The sequence below is a fragment of the Ktedonobacterales bacterium genome, from assembly GCA_036557285.1.
Taxonomy (GTDB): Bacteria; Chloroflexota; Ktedonobacteria; order Ktedonobacterales; family DATBGS01; genus DATBHW01.
The window spans coordinates 1-23,929 of the sequence record DATBHW010000021.1 but is presented as its reverse complement, the minus strand read 5'-3'; the positions used below and the strand labels follow the sequence as shown (position 1 = coordinate 23,929).

General features: G+C 57.2%; 19 protein-coding genes, 1 pseudogene and 2 CRISPR repeat arrays. Of the genes and pseudogenes, 5 read left to right on the top strand and 15 right to left on the bottom strand.

What is annotated here, in order from left to right; translation table 11 throughout:
* Nucleotides 1-49 precede the first annotated feature (49 nt).
* The 3 genes from VH599_07090 (at nucleotide 50) to VH599_07080 (ending at nucleotide 3,460) form a co-directional block, all read left to right on the top strand.
* Nucleotides 50-628: a sigma-70 family RNA polymerase sigma factor gene (locus VH599_07090; GenBank protein HEY7348070.1), complete on the top strand. Its 579-nt coding sequence runs from the start codon at nucleotides 50-52 to the stop codon at nucleotides 626-628.
* Complete coding sequence (locus VH599_07085) at nucleotides 597-2,198, top strand: YCF48-related protein (GenBank protein ID HEY7348069.1); 1,602 nt, start codon at nucleotides 597-599, stop codon at nucleotides 2,196-2,198. Before VH599_07090 ends, VH599_07085 begins: the two co-directional genes overlap by 32 nt.
* Nucleotides 2,199-2,275: 77 nt before the next feature.
* Entirely contained in the window at nucleotides 2,276-3,460 is a 1,185-nt protein-coding gene (locus tag VH599_07080) for a glycine C-acetyltransferase (protein ID HEY7348068.1), read from the top strand.
* 10 nt (nucleotides 3,461-3,470) lie between these two features.
* Here the strand turns inward: VH599_07080 and VH599_07075 are convergent, their stop codons facing one another.
* Both VH599_07075 and VH599_07070 read right to left on the bottom strand, forming a co-directional pair.
* Entirely contained in the window at nucleotides 3,471-4,577 is a 1,107-nt protein-coding gene (locus VH599_07075) for a sialidase family protein (GenBank protein HEY7348067.1), read from the bottom strand.
* Nucleotides 4,578-4,625: 48 nt separating this feature from the next.
* Nucleotides 4,626-4,904 (bottom strand): MoaD/ThiS family protein, encoded by a 279-nt coding sequence (locus VH599_07070; GenBank protein HEY7348066.1) that lies wholly within the window; start codon nucleotides 4,902-4,904, stop codon nucleotides 4,626-4,628.
* Nucleotides 4,905-5,195: 291 nt separating this feature from the next.
* Here VH599_07070 and VH599_07065 point away from each other — a divergent pair, with 291 nt between their 5' ends.
* On the top strand, nucleotides 5,196-5,840 hold the full coding sequence (locus VH599_07065) for an ERG2 family protein (GenBank protein HEY7348065.1): 645 nt from the start codon (nucleotides 5,196-5,198) through the stop codon (nucleotides 5,838-5,840).
* A gap of 13 nt (nucleotides 5,841-5,853) precedes the next feature.
* On the opposite strand, the gene VH599_07060 is transcribed toward VH599_07065, so the two are convergent.
* Nucleotides 5,854-6,798: an NAD(P)-dependent oxidoreductase gene (locus tag VH599_07060; protein ID HEY7348064.1), complete on the bottom strand. Its 945-nt coding sequence runs from the start codon at nucleotides 6,796-6,798 to the stop codon at nucleotides 5,854-5,856.
* 212 nt (nucleotides 6,799-7,010) lie between these two features.
* On the opposite strand from VH599_07060, the gene VH599_07055 reads away from it, so the two are divergent.
* Nucleotides 7,011-7,331 carry a MazG nucleotide pyrophosphohydrolase domain-containing protein gene (locus VH599_07055; GenBank protein HEY7348063.1) on the top strand — a complete coding sequence of 107 codons (321 nt, stop codon included), beginning with the start codon at nucleotides 7,011-7,013 and terminating at the stop codon, nucleotides 7,329-7,331.
* A gap of 131 nt (nucleotides 7,332-7,462) precedes the next feature.
* On the opposite strand, the gene VH599_07050 is transcribed toward VH599_07055, so the two are convergent.
* The 12 genes and pseudogenes from VH599_07050 to VH599_06995 all read right to left on the bottom strand — a co-directional run bounded on the left by VH599_07050 (nucleotide 7,463) and on the right by VH599_06995 (nucleotide 23,378).
* Nucleotides 7,463-8,095, bottom strand: coding sequence for an Hsp20/alpha crystallin family protein (locus tag VH599_07050; protein HEY7348062.1), 633 nt, complete (start codon nucleotides 8,093-8,095; stop codon nucleotides 7,463-7,465).
* Nucleotides 8,096-8,201: 106 nt separating this feature from the next.
* The gene (locus VH599_07045; protein ID HEY7348061.1) at nucleotides 8,202-9,224 is read right to left on the bottom strand and encodes a universal stress protein; all 1,023 of its coding nucleotides are present in this window, start codon (nucleotides 9,222-9,224) and stop codon (nucleotides 8,202-8,204) included.
* A gap of 278 nt (nucleotides 9,225-9,502) precedes the next feature.
* Nucleotides 9,503-9,871: pseudogene (locus VH599_07040) on the bottom strand (transposase).
* A gap of 12 nt (nucleotides 9,872-9,883) precedes the next feature.
* A CRISPR array of direct repeats spans nucleotides 9,884-11,895; the repeat unit is 37 nt; unit sequence GTTTCAATCTCCAGCGGAGATTCAGCCAGCTTCTAAC.
* A 179-nt stretch (nucleotides 11,896-12,074) separates the two neighbouring features.
* Complete coding sequence (gene cas2, locus VH599_07035) at nucleotides 12,075-12,440, bottom strand: CRISPR-associated endonuclease Cas2 (protein ID HEY7348060.1); 366 nt, start codon at nucleotides 12,438-12,440, stop codon at nucleotides 12,075-12,077.
* A 5-nt stretch (nucleotides 12,441-12,445) separates the two neighbouring features.
* Nucleotides 12,446-13,570: a type I-D CRISPR-associated endonuclease Cas1d gene (gene cas1d / locus VH599_07030; GenBank protein HEY7348059.1), complete on the bottom strand. Its 1,125-nt coding sequence runs from the start codon at nucleotides 13,568-13,570 to the stop codon at nucleotides 12,446-12,448.
* Nucleotides 13,563-14,162: a CRISPR-associated protein Cas4 gene (cas4, locus tag VH599_07025; protein ID HEY7348058.1), complete on the bottom strand. Its 600-nt coding sequence runs from the start codon at nucleotides 14,160-14,162 to the stop codon at nucleotides 13,563-13,565. The genes cas1d and cas4 overlap by 8 nt, the downstream gene beginning before the upstream one ends.
* Before the next feature lie 14 nt (nucleotides 14,163-14,176).
* Nucleotides 14,177-15,061: a CRISPR system precrRNA processing endoribonuclease RAMP protein Cas6 gene (gene cas6, locus VH599_07020; GenBank protein ID HEY7348057.1), complete on the bottom strand. Its 885-nt coding sequence runs from the start codon at nucleotides 15,059-15,061 to the stop codon at nucleotides 14,177-14,179.
* A gap of 22 nt (nucleotides 15,062-15,083) precedes the next feature.
* Nucleotides 15,084-17,465, bottom strand: coding sequence for a type I-D CRISPR-associated helicase Cas3' (cas3, locus tag VH599_07015; GenBank protein HEY7348056.1), 2,382 nt, complete (start codon nucleotides 17,463-17,465; stop codon nucleotides 15,084-15,086).
* Nucleotides 17,466-17,530: 65 nt separating this feature from the next.
* Nucleotides 17,531-18,283 (bottom strand): type I-D CRISPR-associated protein Cas5/Csc1, encoded by a 753-nt coding sequence (cas5d, locus tag VH599_07010; GenBank protein ID HEY7348055.1) that lies wholly within the window; start codon nucleotides 18,281-18,283, stop codon nucleotides 17,531-17,533.
* Between the two features lie 13 nt (nucleotides 18,284-18,296).
* A complete protein-coding gene (gene cas7d, locus VH599_07005) occupies nucleotides 18,297-19,271 on the bottom strand; it encodes a type I-D CRISPR-associated protein Cas7/Csc2 (protein HEY7348054.1) in 975 nt (324 codons plus the stop codon).
* Nucleotides 19,272-19,303: 32 nt separating this feature from the next.
* The gene (cas10d, locus tag VH599_07000) at nucleotides 19,304-22,225 is read right to left on the bottom strand and encodes a type I-D CRISPR-associated protein Cas10d/Csc3 (protein HEY7348053.1); all 2,922 of its coding nucleotides are present in this window, start codon (nucleotides 22,223-22,225) and stop codon (nucleotides 19,304-19,306) included.
* 184 nt (nucleotides 22,226-22,409) lie between these two features.
* Entirely contained in the window at nucleotides 22,410-23,378 is a 969-nt protein-coding gene (locus VH599_06995; GenBank protein HEY7348052.1) for a WYL domain-containing protein, read from the bottom strand.
* Nucleotides 23,379-23,664: 286 nt separating this feature from the next.
* A CRISPR array of direct repeats spans nucleotides 23,665-23,928; the repeat unit is 38 nt; unit sequence AGTTAGAAGCTGGCTGAATCTCCGCTGGAGATTGAAAC.
* Nucleotide 23,929: the final 1 nt, after the last annotated feature.

The window sequence follows — 23,929 nt, the reverse complement described above, 5'->3', positions numbered from 1 at the left end:
AAGATGAAAGCGCGCTTTTGTCGAACTGTTGTATGTGTAAAGGGCCAGGATGCAACGACCAGCAAGTCCTGTACAAGTGGAAGACCCACCCATCGCTTCCCTGTATGATCGCTATGCCGTCTCGATCTTTGCCTATGTGCGCGGACGCCTGGCATCACGAGAGGATGCCGAGGATATGCTGCTTGAGGTTTTTGTTGCGGCGCTGGAGCATGAGCAGCTTGCCTCGGTCCCTGAAGCAGAGCGGTTGGCCTGGCTGCGCCGGGTAGCCTATTACAAGCTTGTGGATCATTATCGGTACAAGAAACGCTGGTCCCGCGTTGCTCTGGATGATGTCGCCGACACGCTTGAAGAGGATGAAGCTCTGGCGCCAGAGCAGGTAGTGCTGCGCCAGGAAGAACAGAGCCATGTGCGCGCCGCTCTCCAACGGCTGCCCAGGCTTCAGCAAGAGGTGCTGCGGCTGCGCTTTTCCGTAGGATTGTGCGCGCCTGAGATCGCTGCGCTCCTGGGTAAGCGCGAGGGAGCGGTGCGAATGATGCTCTCGCGTGCGCTCAGGCTCTTACGAACCCTCTACGAAGAGCAGGAAGGAGGAAAGCCTCATGGCGCTCGACGAACTCCCATTCCCTCCTGAAACAGTGGATGAACAAATTGACCAACTGACTCAGGCGCTCCCTGCCAGCCTGCCAGGCGAAGCGCATACGCCAGAGCGGCGGGTGATTGCTGCGCTCCAGGATATGTATACACCTGAGCAACAGGCTGATGCCGAGTCATTGGCCTCTGTTAGAAAGCGCCTGTTGAAGAGAGGCGCTGCTTTCCTGTCTGTCAATCAGAGGGCGATCCCGGCTGTGGAAAGGCGCTCACGCAACGATTGGCGACACCGTATGAATCGCTTTTTCTCCGCCTCTGAGGGTCATTCGCGCCAACGGGCAGGAACCATTGCTGCCACGATGCTGCTCGCGGTACTGTTGGGTAGTCTGGTTGCCGGATTAGTCCTGGTTCGGCGTCCTACAACAACGAGTCACGGCTTTGCTGCTACTGCTACTCCTACTGCCACCACAAGCGCCGCGCCTACCCCGACATCGCCTATTGAGTCAGTGAACCTGTTGTTCGATACGTTCCAGATGATTGATGCTACCACCGGCTGGGCGCTGTCTCTACCATTTGATGGAAATTTCTCCGCGTCTAAAGTGCTGCGTACTACCGATGGTGGTCTCCATTGGAACGACGTGACTCCCGGCTTTCCGGCGGCCCAGGCTCACCTGAGCGGTTCGTCTTCCCGTCCGCTCTCTAGCGGAGGAAATACGGTCCTTACGCATTTCCTAACCGATTCTACAGCATGGGTGTTGAGCCTGCCACAGACGCTCTTCGGGACAACGGATGGCGGCCAGACCTGGCAAAAGGCGCATGCCCCGGCAGTGGTGTTGGAGTACAGCTTTATCAATGCGATGGATGGATGGGTGCTTGGGAAGGACGGCGGCATCTATCGGACTCTCAATGGCGGTCAGACCTGGACAAAGTTGCAGACTATGAGTTTCTCCGGCCAGAACAAATCGGGCCTTTTGCCATACAATGACGTTCTCACAGGATTGGTCTTCCTCAACGCGCAAGATGGCTGGGTAACAGGGCTTGAAATACAGACGATTGTTCCCTGGGTCTATGTGACGCATGATGGCGGCAAGACCTGGCGGCGCCAATCGCTCGCTCTGCCGCGCGGAACGATTGATCTGCCGCTGCTGGTGTCTCCCCCAACGTTTGTGAACGCCCAGGATGGGTTTCTGTGGGCCAATATAAACGTTATCCCCCAGTTCTCGCAGGAACGGGCAGGAACGCCTCAGAGCGGGGGTGGTGGGCTGGAATTATATCTCACCCATGATGGCGGGGCTAACTGGCAGGATAGGTCTATGCTTCCTGGCGGCAGTGCGACCATCTCCTTCAGCGATGCCAGTCATGGGTGGGCGGCTGCATCCGGGGGGAGCCAGGCTGATACGCTCTGGGTCACAAGCAATGGCGGGCAACGCTGGAACCAGATTCGTATCAATCAGCGTTTTTCCACCCTTCAACAACTCGATTTTGTTTCGGAGACAACAGGTTGGGCTATCAACTGGGTGAACACCGATCAGCCTCAACAACTCTACAGAACGAATGACGGCGGTCATACGTGGACTGAGATCAGGTATAGCATTGTGCCGAAAGCTCATTAGAGGCCCGCGCCCGTCTTGACCCGGTGGGACTCATCTGCTATCTTGGGTTCACTATTCACCAAAGGAGGACTGAGCAGATGAGTCTGGATCATCTGAAGCAGCGCCTGGCGCAAGAACTCGCCACGTTGAAACAGGATGGACGCTATTACCGCCCTGAACCGCTGTCAGGGTCTCAGGGTCCACGCATCACCATTCAAGGCCAGTCCTACATCAATCTGGCTTCCAATAACTACCTGGGGTTTGCGCAGGATCGGCAGGTGATAGAAGCCGCTCGGAATGCTCTCGATCAATATGGCTTTGGGCTTGGCGGAGGGCGCCTGCTCTATGCGATGAAGGTTCATCAGGAGCTTGAAGAGCGTCTGGCGGCGTTTAAGCACCGCGAGGCCGCGCTGGTCTGCCAGACTGGCTATGATACCAACCTCACCGCGCTCTGGACGCTGACCGGGGAAGGGGATGTGATTATCAGCGATAGCGCGAACCACGCGAGCATTGTAGATAGCATTCGCCTCTCGCGCGCTGAGCGCCGCATTTATCCACACAACGATCTGGACGCGCTGGAAGCCCATTTGCGTGCCAGTCAGGGCGCGCGGGCCGTCTTCATCGTGACTGATGGGGTTTTCAGTATGGATGGCGATCTGGCTCCACTTCCCGAACTGGTGAATCTGGCTGAGCGTTACCGGGCGCTTGTCTATGTAGATGACGCCCACGGGGATGGCGTCCTGGGGAAGACCGGCTCCGGCATTGCCGAACACTTTGGAGTGCAGGGGCGGGTTGCTATTGAAATGGGTACGCTTTCCAAGGCGCTTGGAGGCGTTGGCGGTTTCATCGCGGCAGACCGGGAATTGATTGATTACCTCTTTCAGCGAAGCCGCCCCTTCATGTTCAGTACAGGCCACCTGCCGCCTATGGTTGCCGCCGGATTGCTTGCCGCCCTGGACCTGCTCGCGGCACAGCCCCAACGCCTGGACCGGCTTTGGGAAAATACCCGCTTCTTCCGCAGCGGCCTCCAGCAGTTGGGATTTGATACCGGCGCCAGTGTGACGCCTATTGTTCCCATCATGCTGGGAGATGAGGGGAGCGCCACCGCGATGAGCCGGGAGATTCGCGCCGTGGGTGTGTATGCTCAAGGGTTCACCTATCCGGTGGTGCCGCAGGGCAAAGCTCGCATCCGCTGTATTGTCTCAGCGGCGCATACCCAGGAGGATTTAGCCACGGCGCTTGATCTCTTCAGGACGGTTGGGAAAAAGCTGCGGCTCATTTGAGCCGCAGCGATCACTCCAGAACAGCCGCAGTCACCGAGTAAATAGGCGGCAGGAAGTCGGCAAGAAGCTCCCAGGTGTCTCCGCCGTTGGGGCTGGCAAAAAGCTGGCCGGTGTTGGTGCCTACATAGACCCCGCAAGGGTTGAGACTGTCGGTACACATCCCATGCCGTAACACGCCCAGCTTGACCTGGCTCCCTGTCGGTAAGCCCTTCGACAGTGGCTCCCAGTGTTCCCCGCTGTTCGTGGTGCGATAGACGGTAAACTGGTTGCCAAAGTTATAGCGTCCACGACCATCCTCGACAATGACAAAGACTGTCTCAGGATGGTGGGTATCCAGGGCGATAGGGAAGCCAAAATCCGAGGGGAGATTCTGCTGGATGTCGATCCAATCTTCGCCCCCATTCGTACTTTTGTAGACGCCGCAATGGTTCTGCTGGTAGAGAATATCGGGCCTGGTGGGGTGCTGGACCAGCCGATGGATGCACTGGCCGAATTCAGGATAGCGATCAGGCAAAAAATCGGCGCGGGTATTCTTGTTGGCAAAAACCCAGTTCTGGCCGCCATCATCGCTTCGCAGACATCCCACTGCTGAGATACCTACCCACATACGTGAAGGTTTGGAAGGATCGGCAATGATGGTGTGTAAGCAAAGCCCGCCAGCACCGGGTTCCCAGCGCGCCCGTGTCGGATGGGTCAGCAGAGCGTTGTTGGGTTCCCAGGTCTCGCCTCGATCCCTGCTCACCCACAGGCTCGCAGGATCGACACCAGCATAGACGGTGTGAGGCTCGTTGGCTCTGCCTGGTTCGATCACCCAGATATTCTTCAGAGCAAGATCACCTTCCTGGGGAAATTGAATCCCCTGCTTTGGCTCCTGCCAGGTTTGCCCCCAATCATCGCTGTAGCGGATAAAGTTGCCAAAGAAATCGCCATTATCGGCAGCGAACAACCGACGGCCAGCGCGCTGATCAAGGATGGCGTGGAAGATTCGGTGCCCTTCCAGGGAGGTAGGGTGAACGTCCCACTTCACTCTGTCAGCAGAGGTGGCGAGAAAGAGACCGCGCTTGGTGCCAAGCGCCAGAACAACGGTTCCCGGTGAATACGGATGTTGATCGGCCATAGGTATCCCCCTTATCTTAGCATGAGGAGAAGCAGCAGAAGACATTTCTTACCCGCCCGCAACCGACGGGAAGATAAATAGCTGCCCTCCAGGAGCAACAGGAGTATCCAGCCCCTGCAAGTATCGGATGTTTTCGCGGTGCAGGAAGATATTCACAAAAGGACGAAGTTCGCCTGACTCGTAACACAGTTGGAAGCGCAGACCAGGATAGGTTTGCTCCAGGGAGTCAATGACTTCACGTACTGTGCTGCCGTTGACCGTGAGAACCGGCTGATCTCCAACTTTCACGCGCAGCGCGCCGGGCAGGAAAACCGTAACAGACGGCATTAGCGACCTCCTTCTGCGAGAGGCTACCCCGCAAACTAGAACAAGTATACTAGAAAAAGCAGCAGTTGGCAATACGTGCGCAAGCCATTTTTTTGTTCCCTTGACGTGTCTTCCTGGCTCATGCAAAATAGAGCAGAGTCCTGCTCCCTGACGAGAAGGGAGAATCACCAGGCTAAGAGCGCCTGACACAACCTCCGCACGAGCAGGGGCGGGGTTGTAGCGCCGTCCTTCCAGGCGGCAGGGGTGGGGCCAACCGTCGGTTGTGTGAGGCATTCTAAGGAGTATTCAACCATGACCAGCTATGTATTTGACCCCCAGGTTATCCACGAGATGAGCCGTAAACATCTTGGGCGGCCTCTTGAGCAGATGTTTGCCAGCATTACTGCGGAACTGTCGGAGTGCTACCCTGGCATGATAGATGATTCCAAGCCCTGGATTTTCAACAACGCTGGAGGGGTGATGCTCCAGATGAAGCTGCTGCATGCCTCAACCAAAGAGTACGTGATGATCTGGGGGACGCCCATCGGTAGCGAAGGGCATACCGGGCGTCATCTGGTCGAGTTTTACGATACAGTGCTTGATGGGGAAGCCTGGTACTATCAAGAGGGGCAGTTTCAGCGCGATGTCTATACACCTGGGGACCATATCTTTATAGGCAAGGGGCAGAGCGCCGGTATGCACTATCCCGATCATGTGTGGATGATAGAGTATGCGCGCGGCGCGCTGCCATCGCTGCTGCCCTTTGGCCTGGCCGATGGTTTGATTAGCACGATGGATTTCAAGACGGTGGCACAGACGGTGGTGATCTACTTCTCGCTTCTCATGCAGCAGCTTCCAAAAAGCCAGAAGATAGCCCTGGGCGCGCTGGCCGGAGCAACGCTGCTGTGGGGGCTGAGGGGAACAGGAGGCCGCCGCAAGAAGAGAGCGCAAGGGTGAGCAGATGCCAGGCTCAGGCGCGGTAAAAAGGTGACATACGCAGGATATACCAGCGCGCAAGCGGGCGCACCAGTGCTGCAAGCTGCCGTTTGTAGCCGACGATGCGCGTCAGTTCTTGCATGATGTCCTCAAAAGAGGAGCGCTGATAGTTGAGCAGATGCTGGCTTTCCTCGGTATCCAGCCAGTCGGTACAATATTGCTCAGTCCCGAAGGCGCGCTCCGGCAGCATACCAATGCCCATCATATCCAGCATGCGCCCCAGGTAGTCCCGGTAGCGAATCTGGCAGGTGGGGCCGCCGCCGATGAGCAGTATTCTGCCCCAAACCTCGTCGGAGCGCATCGCATTGGCAACCGCCAGCCCCGCATCGCGGGTATGTATGACCTCGAAACGTGTGGCGAGTGGGATGCTGAACATGATGGGATGTGGGCTGCGCAGGCCCAATGGAGGAATATCTGCGAAACGGAAAATCGCCCATTGCAACCCGGAGGTTTTGACCATCTCTTCACAAGCGATTTTATGGGAGGAGTAGTGGTCGCTGGCTTGAACCGGATCAGTCACTTTACGGGGCGGCGCTTGGTCCTGGGTATGGCCGAAGACATCGAAGCTGGAAGCGAACAAAAACCTGGGCGGCCTGGATAAACTGCGGGCGGCATCAAGCAGGCTCCGCGTCCCGTCTACGTTGATCGCGCGAGCCAGATCGGGCTGATCTTCGCTCTGCGGTGGCAGCATATAGGCCAGGTGAATGATGGCCTCTTGATTCTGTACAACTTGTGTGAGGTCTGCCGGTTGGCGCATATCGCCTTGAATGAGTTCGATTTTGCCTGCAAAGCGTCTGGCAGTGCGCTGATGGGCTTTGCGCCTGGATACAAAGCAGCGCACCTGATGCCCCTGCTGTAATAGTTCTTCCAGGGTACTCATGCCGAGGTTGCCGAACGCGCCGGTGAGCAAAATGTTCATCAGTACTGCGGCATAACTGCCCGCGCGCCTTCAGGTGGCGAGAAGAAACTCCGCACCTCCTGGCTCCAAAAATTGCGCCCCCACTCCTCAGTGTGTGGCGCACAGCAGTAGCATAGCTCAGATATACTAGGGTTGCAAGTGTTGGCATTTCCAACACGAGCAGGGCACACTGGCTGCATCAGCCAGAGAATAGTTCTTGAGGAGGGGTGTGTATGGCTCAATTGTCAGAGAAGCCTACTCTGAGCGATCTCCAGCACTACGTTGCTGAGGTTTGCAAGGAGCGAGGCTGGACGAAAGATACTCCTGCTGAAAAGTTTGTCCTTTTTATCGAAGAGGTTGGCGAACTTGCCAAGGCGCTGCGCAAGACGGCTGGGTTGTATGCAGAGCCTGCAAAACCTGGGAAGATGTCGTTGGAAGAAGAATTTGCTGACGTGCTCAGCTATCTGCTAGATCTGGCAAACTGCTATCACGTTGACCTCGAAGCAGCGTTCCGCGCCAAAGAACAACACAATCAGTCCAGAATCTGGGAATGAGGCTCAGGTTCTCACCCCGGCTGAGCATTGACTCCTGGCGACTAGAAGTCCGGGGGGCCTGGAGCTAACGGTTGATCGCCGCTACAGGCCTCCGGGTGCGCTATTCAGGCAGGGTTCTGGTTCAGGGCTGCTCATCCCTGCGTCTGGAACTGCCCCTGCCCTGGCGTCTGAGATTGCTCTTGTCCTGGCATGTGAGGTTGCCCCTGGCTCTGCCAGGGCGTCTGGAACTGCCCTTGCGCGGGCGCCTGCGGCTGCCCGCTTTCCAGGCGCTGTGCTGCCCCTGCCGAGCGCAGAGGAATCTGGTGCGTGCGCGCTGCCTCGCTCTTGGGCAGGCTCAGCGTCAGGATGCCATGCTCATAGGTGGCTTCCGCGCCCTCAGTCTTGACCTCGCTCGGCAGCGTAAACGTGCGGTAGAACTGCCCGATCCTCCGCTCCCGCACGAGATAGTTCCCGCGCTCGGTCTCCTGCTCTTGCCCCACCTGCCCGCTGATCGTCACCTGATTGCCGCGCGCCTCGATATGTACGTCTTCTGGCTTGACGCCTGGCAGCGATGCCTGGACGATAAAGGTATCGCCCTTCTCCTCAATATCGAGCGCAGGCGTCCCCAGCAGGTGCGTCCCACGGACGGAGGGCTTGCCTGTTTCTGGTGTCACGCTTCCCAGGCGGGCGCTGGGAAGCAGCACGCTCTCCTCCATAAGACGGTTCATGGCCTCGCGCAGACTCATCATCTCTTGCAAGGGATCCCATCGAGTAATATCAAGCATTTTCCAATCCTTTCCGTGTTGCTCTGTTCATCTCGGTTTGCGATCTGCATTTCTACTCTTAATTTGCCTGGTGTAAGAAGACGCTGCCCTGAAAGAAGCAGGGTATTCAGGTGAGAACCATTTCTCTGATAGAGGGTTCAGCATTGAGTCGGTTGGTGACGATGACCTCTTGAGGACGTATGACTAGCAGTGGGAGTTTGGTGGCAGACAGCACACGCTCGGTGACACTGCCCATTACCCAGCGATGTAAGCCCCCACGCCCATGTGTTGCCATAGCTATCAGATCAAAGCTGCCCATATCCTCTGTGCTGGTGGCTGTTGGGACGCGCTGCGCCAGATTGACCAGTGCTCCGGCGACATCTTGATCAACCAGAGCCGACCAGGTGGTCTCGACCTGAAGCTGAGCGAGCGGTCCCCTCTGCAAGTATTCTGCGGTGCGGCTCAGATAGTCTTGTGCCTCAAGCAAGGCGGCTTCTCTGGCTCTAGCTTCAGGAGATGGTTTCGGGGCCGCTTCAGATTCAACTGGTGGGGACTTTACCACGCGCACAAGATGCACTATCCGTTGCCCCTGGGGGGCCAGCAGACTCACCAGTGTTGCTGCCGACCCTAACGCTGCCTCGGCTAGCCAGGAGCCATCGAGGGGGACAAGGGCGCGCAGCGGGCGCTGGTCATCTGTTGTCGGCGCAGGCCCTTGCTGATGTAACACCAGAACAGGTACAGGAGCCTGATGGACTATGCGCTGCGCTGCGCTCCCCAGCACCCAACGCAGCAGGCCCGTCCGGCCATGACTACAGAGGACAATGACATCAGCCTGGCCGGACTGAACAACATTCAAGATCATCTCTGCCGGATACCCGACGAGTACCACTGTTTCGCACTTTATCCCTGCCAACTCAGGTCGTTGGGTTACTCCGGCGAGATAGGCGGTTGCCCTATCCAGGTTTTCTGGGAGGATCTGTGTTTCCATCTCCAACGCGGGCGACAGAAAGGTTGCCGACTGAAAAGACGGCTGTACTACCCGCACCAGGATCAGGGCGCCATTCAGGGAGCGAGCCAGACGCGCAGCCACAAGCAGCGCACGCTCAGCCGGCGCCGAGCCATCAAGCGGCACGAGAATCCGGTGAAACATGCTTTTGCTCCTTTGCGCCTCATCGCTATTCGCCAGAGAGACTATCGCTGCCCGATATTTGCAGGCTGCATATTTTGTGCCGGTGCGGCTGGGTGGGCAGGCTTGGCTTCGGGGGCGCGGTTACGAGGTCTTGCCTGCTATTGAGGATTATGCAGCGGGTGATAGCTGGAATTTCTACCGAGACAAGCTTCAGGAGCTGTTGCGGCGTGCGCGCAATCACGAGTTTCAGCTAGTATAGGCGCCGCTAGAGGCTGTACGAGAGGGCTTCCAGCCTGGGTTCAAGCAACACGGCGATAATGGAAGGCTGGCTCTGCCTGCTCGTGCGCCAAGCGTTTCAACATCACCCGGAGCATGCTCAAGTACACCCACACCTCACTCGTGGCTGGCAAGTATTCATAGTCCTTCGAGAGCCGCCGATTCCGCCCGATCCAGGAATGTGCTCGTTCCACCACCCACCGCCGCGCTTTGAAGCCAGCTTCCTTCTTAAGTGCCCTGGTTTCTTCTCCCCGCGTGTGAATGTGGGCAGTAAAGCCAAACTCGCGCAGGATGTCGCGCACCCCGTCATAGTCATAACCCTTGTCGAGACACATCCCCTGCGTCTGTTCCTCGCTCGGCTCCTGGCGCTCGATGATGATGCTCTGCGCTGAATGTGGCAAGCCGTTTCAATCTCCAGCGGAGATTCAGCCAGCTTCTAACCCTCGGCGTCTATTTTACCCGGCGCTTTCTGATGGTTTCAATCTCCAGCGGAGATTCAGCCAGCTTCTAACGTGGCGCAGATGCAAGAGATGGAGACCCTGATCGACCGGAGTTTCAATCTCCAGCGGAGATTCAGCCAGCTTCTAACCCTGAACTCCCCCCATGGCCTGATACCGCTCTCAGACAAGTTTCAATCTCCAGCGGAGATTCAGCCAGCTTCTAACTTGACGCTTTGCCACACATGCAGTAAGCCTTGCCCGGTTTCAATCTCCAGCGGAGATTCAGCCAGCTTCTAACGGTGATCGTCAATACATGACGTGGGCATGTCTGGAAGTTTCAATCTCCAGCGGAGATTCAGCCAGCTTCTAACCTGCCTCGCCCACTTCTGGCGCCTTTGGATATTCGTTTCAATCTCCAGCGGAGATTCAGCCAGCTTCTAACGTTATAATGCTGCCATCCGAGCGTCTGCGCTAGGGTTTCAATCTCCAGCGGAGATTCAGCCAGCTTCTAACGTAAATGCCTCTTTAGTAACAGGCGTAAGCCATTTGTTTCAATCTCCAGCGGAGATTCAGCCAGCTTCTAACACTGCTGGAAGTTTCCAGAGGCTGAGTTCTCGGCATAGTTTCAATCTCCAGCGGAGATTCAGCCAGCTTCTAACCCGTCGGCTGTCCTGGTGTGCATCCCACTGCAAGCCGTTTCAATCTCCAGCGGAGATTCAGCCAGCTTCTAACTCCGTCGCTGCGTTTGAGCCGGAGATCGAAGCCCTGTTTCAATCTCCAGCGGAGATTCAGCCAGCTTCTAACCTCTTTCGTTGAATGTTGAACGCCTGAAGTTAGTAGTTTCAATCTCCAGCGGAGATTCAGCCAGCTTCTAACAAGAATAAGAAGTAGGTGGGCAGTTATGAGTGCAGAAGTTTCAATCTCCAGCGGAGATTCAGCCAGCTTCTAACTTTCGGGTGCGTGGGTGGTTGGGACGCCCAATCATCGTTTCAATCTCCAGCGGAGATTCAGCCAGCTTCTAACTCTCCGAGCGGGGGGCGCCTATACAGGTGGATCGGATGTTTCAATCTCCAGCGGAGATTCAGCCAGCTTCTAACGCATCTGCCGCCGCATGCAAGTCATCTTGCGCATTGTTTCAATCTCCAGCGGAGATTCAGCCAGCTTCTAACCTAGAAAGCCGATCCCCCGCTCGCCCCCTGCCGTCAGGTTTCAATCTCCAGCGGAGATTCAGCCAGCTTCTAACCTGGCGCTGGCTGTCCAGCCAGGCATTGACTTTGGCATGCGTTTCAATCTCCAGCGGAGATTCAGCCAGCTTCTAACTAGTGATATGGTCAGTGTCGGGCAGGCTGTGATATAGTTTCAATCTCCAGCGGAGATTCAGCCAGCTTCTAACTGCAACGAGCCTACGAGTGTAATCCCAGAGCTACGGTTTCAATCTCCAGCGGAGATTCAGCCAGCTTCTAACCCACAACGAGAACAGCGCCATCATCCGGCAGCCGACGTTTCAATCTCCAGCGGAGATTCAGCCAGCTTCTAACCCCAGGCCATGGACGACGTATATGGCAATGCAGTAGTTTCAATCTCCAGCGGAGATTCAGCCAGCTTCTAACGGCCATCTACAATTTTGGCAGTTGCCGTGTTTGCACCGTTTCAATCTCCAGCGGAGATTCAGCCAGCTTCTAACCCCTGCCGATAAGCCCCCCATTTGCGGGCCAGGTAAGTTTCAATCTCCAGCGGAGATTCAGCCAGCTTCTAACGAAAATACGGATGATGCGCTGCATATCCGTGATCAGTTTCAATCTCCAGCGGAGATTCAGCCAGCTTCTAACTCCTGGTCGCAGATGACAGCTATGCGTTGGTAGACGAGTTTCAATCTCCAGCGGAGATTCAGCCAGCTTCTAACTGAACACATCCTGCCCCCGCGCCAGGCCACCAAAGAGTTTCAATCTCCAGCGGAGATTCAGCCAGCTTCTAACCCCTGCGCAGCTAGTATAGCACCATAAGCGGGGAGAAACAAGTATTTTCGAGTACCTGCATCTTTTGGGCCTTCTAAGTAGCATTGTCCATGTGCATACCTGCCCATCGAACCCGCTCCAGGCAGGTGAATACGGGCCTGGTACATCTGCGAGCAGCGCCGCCTACGCTGACCACACCTTCACCTGCTCGCAGATACCGGATTCGGATGCTCTGATATGAACAGAGGGGTTCCAGTAAACCTTGCAACTGAGGAAACCTGCAGAATGATGGTAAGTGGTTCTGCCGGGTGCGGGCTTCCCACGGTTTCAACGCGCGCCACACAGCTTTTGCAGAGCGGGTAAAAACGCAGGCTGCCTCCTGACCTCAGAACTTTCTTGAGTTTGGCGCGCAACTCAATCAAGTGCTGCCTGGTAAGCCAGCACTCGAAGAGCGAATACTGCGTCCAGTCGCCATAGCCACAGAGCAGTTTGTGTATCTGAGTCCGCCTTCGATCATCCGAGATGTCATAGGCGACCACGTACAACGTCGTTTCCTGGGATTTCATCGCGCTCACCGCACAATAAAAGGCTGATAGTTGGGCAACTCGCCCAACAGCACCTTGCCAAGCAGGCGCACCTGTAACTCGATACACCGCCGGTAGGTCGTTTTATAGCCAAAATAGGGGTGCTGGATGGTGGTGTTCAGACGTTCTTCCAGCTTTTCCAGGAAGGCTTTTCGGGCGCGGTCCGTCAGCCGCACACTTCCGAACTCGTCAACAAAGTCGCGCTCGTGCAGGGCGTTGGTGTTCAGCATGGTAACAACAACCGGATCGACAACTAAGGGGCGGAACTCTTCGATCACGTCGAGCGCCAGCGCAGGCTTGCCAAAGCCGGGACTATGCAGGTATCCAATGTAGGGATCGAGTCCGACCAGGGTAATCAGTGAGACCGTCTGGTTGGCAAGGATCGTATACCCCAGCGAGAGCAATGCGTTCACCGGATCGCGGGGCGGCCTGCGGTTTCGCCCTATGAATCGCCACGGGTCTTGCAGAACGGTTCCCAACGCAGCAAAGTAGGCGTTGGTTCCCTGCCCCTCACACCCCAATATCTGCCCCAGCCCGTGCATTCGCTTGTCCTGTTCGGGATGCTCGGATGGCTGAAGGCGCAGCAGATCATGCAGCGCGGTTTTGATTTGCCGGGCGGCGGCCCCAGCGGCGCCTTCCTCTCGCTTCCGTTCATAGCGCAGCAGCACTGTGCGCATATTGCGAAGTTTGCCAGCGACAAAGCCAGACGCCAAATGAAAGCGCGTCTGATACTCGTGATAGGCCCGGAACTGCCCAAGGCGCAGGGCGGCGTTCCTGGTGGGGTCAGGCACGACTGAGCCATAGGATCGTCCGTGACTGGTGAGATAATGCACCGCGATACGCCGCTCAAGCAACATCTGAAGAGCAGAGGCGGTCAGGGTGATTTCGCCAAAGACGATCACCTGATCGATCCGAATTAACGGCACGCGCACTTTGCGCTGCTCCCGCGCCAGCGCCTTGTTCGCAGGGATGTTGACAACGAGCGCCTCGCCTTCTTGCTGTACGAGGCTGTAGGGTTCAGTCAGATAGAGCGCGCCCATAAGTTCCTCCACGCCGGTTGTATAGAGAACAGCCGCAGCGCGCGGCTCGCTTTCCGTCCTGGGATCAATCATCCTGTATGCCTCCTGGGGTAGCCAGCATTGCCCGTACCTCATCTGGCAAGCAGAACGGTTCCAGGCTACAGGCTGAGCAGCGCTTGCGTTCCTCGATAGGTGGCGGCGCGGTGAGCTGATCGGCCAGTTGGTGCGCCTGGGCGGCGAGTTCCTCGGTCCAGGCGCGCAGGGCCGGCGTGAACTCAACGGTTTCGCGCCGCTGGTTGGCAAAGGAAAAGATATAGCCTTGAGGAATGTTGACACCCAGGCGCTCCTCCAGGCAGAGCGCCTGCGCGCAGAGTTGGGCGTGGTCATTTTTCCAGCGCCCCAACCGTCCACGCTTGTATTCAATTGGGGCAAGCTGCCCATCGCGCCACTCGACCACATCAATGATGCCCGCCAGAAGCAATCGGTCGCTCCAGACATAGATACGCCGCTGCTGCGTGACATTTTCGCGCCACACTGCGCCGCCCTCGTCGCTGGGGCCATGCAAGAGCCGACCCTCGACCACGTGTTCATTATCCAGCATTTCTGCCTCAACGTACTCATAGTAAAAACGGCGGGGACAATACGCGAGCGCGTTGATGTATGAAAGCGGGATGTAGTCGTCCATTTTTACCTTGTTCCTTACGAGGCAGGCGCCCCAACCTGCCCGCCCTCAGCGGTGTCGGGGGCCGCTTGTGTGACTGCCGCTGCGCGGCGCTCATCAAGCCGCGCCAGGCCCATGCCCTGCGTGGTTTTATAGCCAACTCCCAGGAAGAAGGCCCCGCGCGCCAGCGCGTGGACCAGGCGGCGATCAGCCACCGACCCACGCACCAGATAGGCGCATCGCCCAACACAGCCCACCTGCTGGCTCCTGGCGAACTGGAGCATCTCGGTGCGCAATTGATAGCTGCTGGGCAGCAGGTCCACCCGCTCCAGCAGATCAGTGGGCAGAGGGGTGGAAGCCAGGTCGTTCCAGCGCCGGAGCAGGCTGCCAAACATGGCGGCTGGCTCAGGGAAGATGCCCACGCGCTTGTGGCCGTTGGCATCGGCCCCTTGCGTAAAGGCCGTTGGCGTGACGAAGTGGAGGGTGAGTTCTTCGGCTGGCGCGGCTCCGTCCAGCAGCGAGTCCCAACTAGCTGCGCCAGCCCAGGGATGCGAGCCAGGCGTAACGAGCATATCCTGAAGAGCGAACCGCGCGCTCCCCAGCCGCAGCAGCGGTCTTTCAGTTGGCAGAAAAAGGCGCGCCAGCGGGCCAAAAAGCTCCCCACGCAGGAGAGTGATCCGCAAGAGATAGCTGCTGCCGGGTCGCAGGCGTCGGGCTTCTGTCTGAAGAGTAGCGATGGTAAAGGGCTTGCTGCGCCCCGCGTCGTGGAGCGCCGCTGCCAGCGATGGGTCTGCTTGCTGCATCAGCGCAAGAAAGAGCGCGTGGGCGCGGTGGCCCTGCGTGCGCTCCAACTCGGCTTCGTCCAGAGCCGTCAGCCGCAGGACACAGGCAAACAGATCAGGATTGGCGGGTATAGGCTGCATGGTCGTTCCCTTTCATGGCCGCTTAGATGATAATGGCCGTCTGGCGCTCGTCCTCATCGCGCTGTCGGCTGCGCAGAGACCAGCCATACTGCGCGTCAATGTGGAAGGCGGCGCTGCCAAAGATGGCCTGATAATCAACCGTTTTGCCTCGGCAGGTCACTTGCAGCTTGCGGCTGTAGAATGGAGCCTGGCGCATCACCAGGATAAGCCGGTGAGAAGCCGAATCGCGCACAGCAAGAAAGGGGAGATACTCGCTTTTGATCGCTTCGGCCAGTTCTTGCGGGAGCGGCATGGGAATTGATTCTTTGCCCGACCTCACAGTTTGCAGAGTAAAGCCAGCGCAGGCAACCGGGCGACAGGTGTACAGCTTCTCGAAGACCTGCTCTTCATCCTCAAAATCAAGCGCAAGCGTCAGGTACAGCTTCTCCTCGCGTCGGCCTCTCAGTACGAGAGATACCGCAGCGTCCGAGTCAAGCAGGTGTTGGCGTTCAGGATAGCCCTCCGCAAGCTGGCGAAACTGGTCGGCTGACCGCACATCGTAGTGATAATTCTCCAGAATGTGAAACAGGTCGTAGCTGTTGATCGGCTCGGAAGAAAGCAGGCGTTCAGGATCATAGACGTTGGCCGCTGGGCCAGAAAAAGCGTCGCGGAAGCTGAAGAGCGCCTTCGTCAGATAATATTGCTCGTGAATGAAGCGCGACAGCCTGCGCTCCGCCAGCGACGGCCTGCGTTTGAGGAAAGCGATTTCCTGCTCAAAGGAGCGGCTCTCGCTCACTTCTCCCGTCTGGTCAAACCACTCGCTGAACCGTTGCAGGTGCTTGCGCAAGGTATAGTCGCTGGGAGGCAGCCAGCGCTGATTGCGCTGGCGCTCCTGCACAAACTGCTCGTTGTCTCGGAAAACCTCGAATCCGTAACGCAGGCCCGGCAGTTTGCGCTTGCTGTGGGGAGCCAGGGCGCTGCGCATCTCCTTAAAGAGGGACTCAAGCTGTTCCTCGCGGCCATCAGCCTGTTCGCGCCTGGTGTGCAGCGCGATGGGGAAGAACGTTTCGATCATGCCATAGACGCTGATATAGCGAAAGAGGCGATGCTTTGCGGGCAGCTCCGGCAGCGCGCGGAGCAGGGCGCTGAAATCCGGGCGGCTCATCTCCTGCCCATCGTGCTGCTGCAACGCCCGGGCGGCCTCTTCTGGCAAGAAGGCGATGGCCTGGCCGGGATAATCGGTCACATCCCGCCCCAGCACGCGGCCAGCGCGCCCCAGGCGCTGAATCGCTTCATCATGAAAGCGCGCATCGAAGAGAATCACATCAATGGGCTGGCGTCTGGGTGTTTTCTCCGGGCGGTCAAAGTTATAGCCAATATCCACTGTTGGCGTTGCCAGGATAAAGGGGTTCTTGATGGCTGCCAGCCGCTTCTCTTCTGGCTCCGGTCCGGTGATGCGCCCGGCCTCTAGTCCCTGCCGCTGTAGATGACTATAGACCTCGTTGATCTTGCGCAGCGAACTGCTGATGATAGCGGTGTCCAGCCCTCGCGCTTTCCAGTCGGCAAGCTGGGTACTGTGCTGCCTGATCCACTCTGGCAGGGCGTCGGATAGTATTTCTACTTCCAGGGGCGCGAGGGCGGGGATACGCTGGTAGTCCTCGCTTTCGGGTGGCTCGTTCTCCGGCGCGATCTGAGTCCAACGCTCGCCAAAGAGGTTATCCAGATATTGCCGTAGCTCGTCGGTGGGCGTGGCCGAAAGCAGACAAATCTTGCGGCCTGCCCGCTCGAAGTAGCCCCACTTTTTCGAGAGCAGGAAAAAGAAGAGAAAAGAGACAAGCTGCCTGCTGTCGTAATAGTGAAACTCGTCAATGATGATATAGGTAAACGCCGTGACGATGGCGGCGAAGACGTTGCGCTGGTCAACTGGACGGTATTGGTAGAGCAGCGCGTAGTGGAAAATATCCGGGTTGACGACCATGATGAGCGGCTTTTTGCTTTGATCCGCAGTATCGGCGCTGAACTCGCGTGGATTTTCGATGAGGCGATAGAGCAGTTCGCCTTTGCGCAGATGATAGCCCGGCTTCAACTGGTTGAGCGTCGCGGCGGTGACGGTCTGGACCTGATAGCGCAGGCCCTCATTCTGCACGAAGTCGCTAATATCGTTGGCATGCTGCTCTAGTAGGGCGTTGGTGGGCGCGATAACCAGCACATTCTTATTGTGCTGCATGGCGGGATCCAGCAGGTACATCAGCCCGGCAATGGTCTTGCCCGCGCCAGTGTTGTAGGTGTTCATCACCAGATCGCGCGTCTGAAGGGCTTCTGGCGTGCGTATCTGGTGGTAGAGCAGGGGCCGTCCATCGCGCCGCTTAAAGAGCGGATGCGGGGGCGCGAGTTTCTCTTCGTGAGCCTGGAGCCTGATCTTCATAAGAGAGTCCTTTCCTGGGCAGGTGGGGGAAAGCAGCCCTGCTTTCCCCCGCCACGCGTGTTTGTTCACACGCCGAAGGCCATCCGCGCCGGGAGATAGCGGTCACGGTCAATGCGATAGCACGCGCCGGAGCAGCGCAGATTTTTGATGAGCGGCGTTGGGGGTACATTGATCGTGTCCCAGAACGTCATAGCCAGTTCCGCTGGCAGATCGGCTGGGTTCAGCAGGAAGCCAATAGTGACGTTTTCCGCATGGACCAGCTCGAAGGCAACCGGCTCGGCGGTCACTCTGGCCTTACTCATAAACTTACCCAGCCGAATATAGCGTGGGATAGTGATGTCCTGCTCGCTGATGACATAGCAAAGCGCAACGTTGCCAAGCGCCAGATAGCGGATGCGCCCATGCTGGGGCCGATTCTCTACACCGAGCTTGCGGCCTTTCTCGCCAGGGCGCTCGATGATATACCAGGCGCCCATTGCTCCTTCTGCCCATGCGCCATCTGGCCGCGTGACCAGCAGATTATTTCCCATCGCGTACCAGTAAGTATCGGTCTGCGCGTTGAATTCGCCGACGGTGAAGCGCGGCGCGCCCTGGATGGTGGCCGGTGTGACATACAGGCCGCGCTGATTGAGGCCGCCCAGGTCTTCGCGGTAACGCGGCGAGCCAGCGGTCCGATAGGGCGCCTGGCAGAAACCAAACGCATAGGCCAGGGCATAGTTGCCGATCAGCGGCTCGGTCTGATAGATGGCGCTGACCTCCCGGCTGCTAAAGAAAGTTGGCTCCATCAGTTCGAGCGCGCAGCGATAGATATGGGGCATTGTCGTCCCCTCTCTAAGCTCGTGGGCCGTAGCTCGCGGTCATCTGGCGCAGCATGCTTTCAAGCGCCGACTCGTCGGAATAGAGCGCGACGATCTCGCGCCGGAGGTCGTTCACTTCCTCTTCGGAGAGCGCAACAAACCGTCCCGGCAGGTCACGCAGCAAGCCAGTAGTCGCTTCGCGCACAGCGCGCTCGGCCTGGCTTGGGTGCAGCGGAAAGTCGAGGTCTTTACCATCGCCCAGCACATCAAAGACGGTCTGCGTCAGTTCCAGATTAGAGAAGAGTTCGCAATCGCTGAAGACGACGCCCGCCAGGATATTCTCTATCTTGCCGATGCGCGAGGAAATCGCGCCATAGCGCGCTGAGCGGAACAGGTTGCCAAGCGTGTAGCGCAGTTCGTCGGGCGTGACATCCTTCAGGGTTTCGATGTCGATGAAGAGCGATTCCGGGCGGATATATTCGTCAGTATTGATGCTGGTTGAGCGCTTCCCGGTATCACGATCATACATGGTGCTGCTGTCGAAGAGGGCGTTGAACTGGCGCTGCCCGGTGATCGTCTCGGCGGAGTGCAAACTAAAGGCATCGTCGGTGATGACCCGCGAGCGCTGCGAGCCACCGCCTCCAGCGGCATAGCCATAGAGCATACAATCAACGCACCATTCGCATGGGGTGTTGGTGTTGAGCGTACAGACACGATCATTTTTGCCTTTGAGCAGGTTATAGCGACGCAGCAGTTCGCGCCCGGTGCGGCGTTCGACTGCCGTTTGTTTGCGCTTGCTGATGACGATGCGCGGAATAGGTGGCTGGCCTTCACGATGCTGGCGTCCGGCAAAGACGAATTCGCGGTTGAGCGGTTCGCCGCTGCCTTCAGTGCGGAAGATGGCTTCTGATTCCACTTTGCGCACCAGCAGCAGGCTGACAAAGCGCCCCTGGGGCGAGTTGCTATAGGTGGCTGGCAGATGGGCGCTGTAGCGATCAATGATGCTCATGGTTGCGGTGTATCCTTCCTGTTCACTATCCACTACTCAACTATTCCTGACTCCAACACTTCCTCGGAGTCAGGTTCGTCTGGCTCATCGATGATGGAATCTTCTGGCAGGTTTTCGCCCTTGTGCGGGATGCGCTCCCAGATATAGAAGAGATAGGCGGAGCGCAGCCGACGCTCATCGTTGAGGAATAAGGCTTTGTTCCTGTCGTAGACGCCGCCATACAACCCATCAAAGAAAGTGTCCACAAATGCTCTGATGGCCTCGCGTTTGCGCGCGCCGGGCTTGTATCCCTCCTTCGCGGTACGCTTGAGGTACTCGAAGATTTCCATGTTGATGGTGGCGCGGATCGCCGCTTCATCGAAGGCTTTGCTGGGATGGCTGAGTTGATTCAGGCATTCGTTGAAGGGTACCATGAGCGAATGCTTCTCCAGCGAGCGCCCGCGCAGCCCGCCTGCCCAGGCAATGGTTGCCAGTTGTTGTAACTGGTCGCTGACCGATGCCACTTTCTGTCCTCCTTTCGTGGCTTTCGCCAATTGCTCCAGCGCCGGGAGCAAGATACGCGCTTCCTTGATGCGGGTGAAGATTTGCTGCCCCTTGGAAAACGAGCGCTGCTCGCTCATCCGGTTGTCTAGCAGCCGTTCGGCGACATAGAAGACCTCCAGTGGATGCGTGGTGAGCGCCCGCGCCAGTTCGATAACCGGGTTGCGTTTATCTTTGATACTATTGAGGTGTTTGCGCAAGGTCATGATGGCTTTCATGCGTTCCCAGAGCGGTTCCAGGTTCCCCGGTTGGTCGCCGTCCTGATAGGCGGAAAAGTTGACATCCTCAGTCAGCCCTTGCATGCTGAGCGGTTGCAGGTCGAGGTAGAGGTCGCGGAAGTCGTCTTTTCGCAGCGGCGGTATTGGCGATTCGCTGACCAACGCTTTCAAGCCGCGATGACGCTGGAGCAGCAGGGCCATCTGAAGCACATACAGAAACCGCTCGGTGTCGTTGTCGCCGGGTGGATTGATGGGTTCGATGATGAGGTTGCCGATGGTTTCTGAGTAATTGGGGAGATAGAGGCCGTTGACGTGCGGTTTCCCAGCTTTCGTCTGCGTCAGGAATTGCAGTTCTGGGGGCGCTTCCTTGGGGGCGTATTGGGCAATATAGTCTTCGGGGCGCAGAAAGAACGCCTGGGCGGTTGCATCCATCTTCCTGTCGCGCTGTACATTGGCGCGTACTCCTTCGATGAAGGCGGCGGGCAAAAACGAGTAGGGATACAGATGCAGATAGAAGATATGTTCGCCGCGCACTTCCTGGAAGGCGAGCTTTTCAACAAGGAACTGGACCTGACACAGTGCGCAGATATATTTCTTGGGTTCGCCGGGTCCACCAGCCAGCCGATTAGAGAATGTGTTGACACTGATCTCCGAGCGCACATCAGACTTCATCCAGGGTTCGGTTGGGAACCAGGCACTGCACTGCACACACTGGCGGTGCTGGTTGGTGGTGTATTGCTTGAGGTAGTGCTGGAAATTGGGCCGCTCCTCTTGCGCGGGGGAGCCGAACTGCGCGGTCTGCTGCACATACTCCACGAAGAGCGGGATGCGCGGGTCGGCGTTCTGGCGCTGGCCCAGCAAGGCGGAGCCATCAGCGATGATGCGCTCCCAGATGTCGCCGGTGGAAAGTGCCACGTCGTTGATGACGACATAGGCGCGGTCCAGGCGAGGGTCGAATGCTTCATAGCCTGCGCGCTGATCCTGGGGAAGCTGGAAAAGATCATAAAGGCGCGCCCAGGGGTCGGCCACAGCGGCGCTGAAATGCTCGTTCAGAAAAATATAGTAGGTGCGTATAGCCTCAGCGGCGCGCAGGCGGTCAGCCGCGTCGGGTACGAAGGTTGGATTTGCCAGCAGCGCGGCGGTGGCGGCCTGGCGCGGATCGTTGGCTGGGATGTCGGCTAGCCGCCGCTCGGCACGGGCCTGCGCCTTCTGGCGCAGTTCGGTGGCATCGAGCCGCCGCCGTTCGATGATGCTGCGGGCGGCTTGCATGAGATCGCTGAAGGGGATGCCTAGCTCCAGGCATTTTTCGTTGATGCGAATGCCCAGAGGCCGGACTTCGATAAAGTCTTCGAAGCGCGCTCTGGTCATGGCCTGAATGGCGCTGGTAATTCGCCCGGCCATATCGGCAAGCATGGCGTCATCAACGATGATGCTGGAGCCGCGCTTGACGAGATAGGCGATGCCTTCAGGATAGAGCAGCAGCGGCATGGCCTGACATCGCTCCTGAAGCGTCTGGCTGATGTTGTTGTGGATGATGTTGGTGAGCAAGCCACGATGCTCGGTGAGACGATGAGTAAAGAACTCGTACTGCGTATCGTCGCAGGCCATGTTGAATTCGGAGAGGAACTTGTCTTTGTGGCCGCGCCACTCATCCAGCGTCTGGGAGAGGTCAAGGTTGTCGGCGGAACGGATGAGGTGGATGAGTACCTTCAGCCGCTCAAGCGACAACCCGAATAGATGCGCGCGCGTCAGGTCCAGCCGCGCTACATCATAGTTGCTGTGCCCAGGATGGGCAAGGATCAATTCGACAATATCTTGAAGATAATGGAGGTAGCCTGGAAAGAATTCGTTCAGCCGAAACTCACTAATGAATCGTTCGACGTTCTCCGGGGTGGCAATTTCGACAAAGTTTTTGCGCGGCCATGTATCGAGCTTGTTGATGTCGTGAAGGGTGAAGGCGGTGAAGAGGGTGCGCATTTCGGTGTCGTCAAGGGCGACCAGGCTGCATAATTGGTTTAGGGTGAGGATGCCATCGAGGATATGGGTATAGAGCGATTCCCCCGCTTTTTTGCCGTATTGGGCAAGCGCTTTGTAGCGGCGGAATGGTCCTTTGGCAACGGTTTCGAGATAGTCCTGAAGCAGCGATTGCCCTTCAGCGTCTATCTGGAAGTAGTCGGAAAACGAGTAGCCATCCATAGTGTCGCGCTCCTCAGTATTGAACTACCGGCGCCTCAACCACTCTCTCGCGCTTGCCGGTCTCTGATACAAGTGTAGCAGACGCATCCGACATATTCTGTCGGATGCAAAGCGGAGATCAGGACTTCTTGCTTAGTATACCGAGCGATGCAAGAGGCTGAGAATCGTCCAAGAATGCGGAAAATTATAACGAATGTGATTCGTTCGCTGCCAGCATCGCTCTCAATGTGGCGAGGTATTTTTCTTTGAGCCAGGCTGGTTCGACGATCACGGCGTTTTCCGCGTAGGCCAAAAGCGTGCGGATGATCCAGAAGTCGCTGCGGCCTTGCGCCGTAATATAAGCCCATTCTCCGTTCGGTTCTTCTTTGGTAGAATGGTCAAGGATGATAAAGCGTTCGCTGACACCATGCTCAACGAAGCGCGCTGGAAGGCGATAGGTGAAGGTGATGAGCCGACGTGACTTTATGCCTGGGATAAGGGTGTGGAGGCGCTGTGGGCTGTTCTCGTTTTCGATGATGCGATCAATGCGGAACTCTTGCGTATATCCCCAGCGATAGCTGTAGGCAATCAGATAAAAGTGATTGTGGAAGTATTCAATTTCATACGGATCAAGCGGGTCATGGCGCACCACAGACTGAGAGGTGACTGATTGATAATCAAAGGCGATTTGATGACGGTTGGAGATGCTTTCTTCTAGCCAGAGGATCAGCTTTTCATAGGGGCGATAGTCTATGGCTGTGTGGAGGGGCACACGCAGCGCAGGACGCCGGAGATAGACCCGACGCTGTGTTTCAGGGAGGGAGGCGGTGAGACGTTCGAGGAGTTGCTGTATTCTGCCGGAATGGGGAACTGGCGCTCCGAATGTTTCTCGAATTAAGGCGAGCGTGTTCAGTTCTTCGTTACTAAAGGGTGGAATCGGCCAGCCGATGAGGGTGAATGTGATAGGTTTGCCGCTCTCCTGGATGAGAAACCCAAGCTGCCGAAGCGCACGAACATCACGGATGGTGCGCATCAGTCCGCTGGCGCCTGCTGGCTGGGTTTCAGGCGAGATTGTTTCACAAAGCTTGCGTGCGGTGGTGGGCTGCCGCTGCAACAGGTGAAGTGTTTTGACAAGCCGAGGAATGAGGGCGTAGGGCGATTCATTGAGTGACATAGCTGTGCTGGCCTCCTTATCACTCGCCTGGTAGGGTTCCCTCTTTTTATCATGCGGCGCTTGTCAAGTGGCGCTGTGGTGTAAACTCCTTGGCCTGCGAGCAGGTGAAGCTGTGGGCATCATATGCGCTGCTGCTCGCAGATGTACCAGGCCCGTATTCACCTGCCTGGAGCGGGTTCGATGGGCAGGTATGCAGATGGACAATGGTACTTAAGAAGGCCCAAAAGATACAGGTACTCGAAAATACTTGTTTCTCCCCGCTTATGGTGCTATACTAGCTGCGCAGAGTTAGAAGCTGGCTGAATCTCCGCTGGAGATTGAAACACGCTGCGACGAATAGCGACGCTGCGACGCCTGCGACGACAAGTTAGAAGCTGGCTGAATCTCCGCTGGAGATTGAAACAGTATGGTCTCAATTTGACAACAGCATCAACGAAGAGTTAGAAGCTGGCTGAATCTCCGCTGGAGATTGAAACTCAGGTTCTACCTGGAGTACAAAAGCGCACAGATGAAGTTAGAAGCTGGCTGAATCTCCGCTGGAGATTGAAACT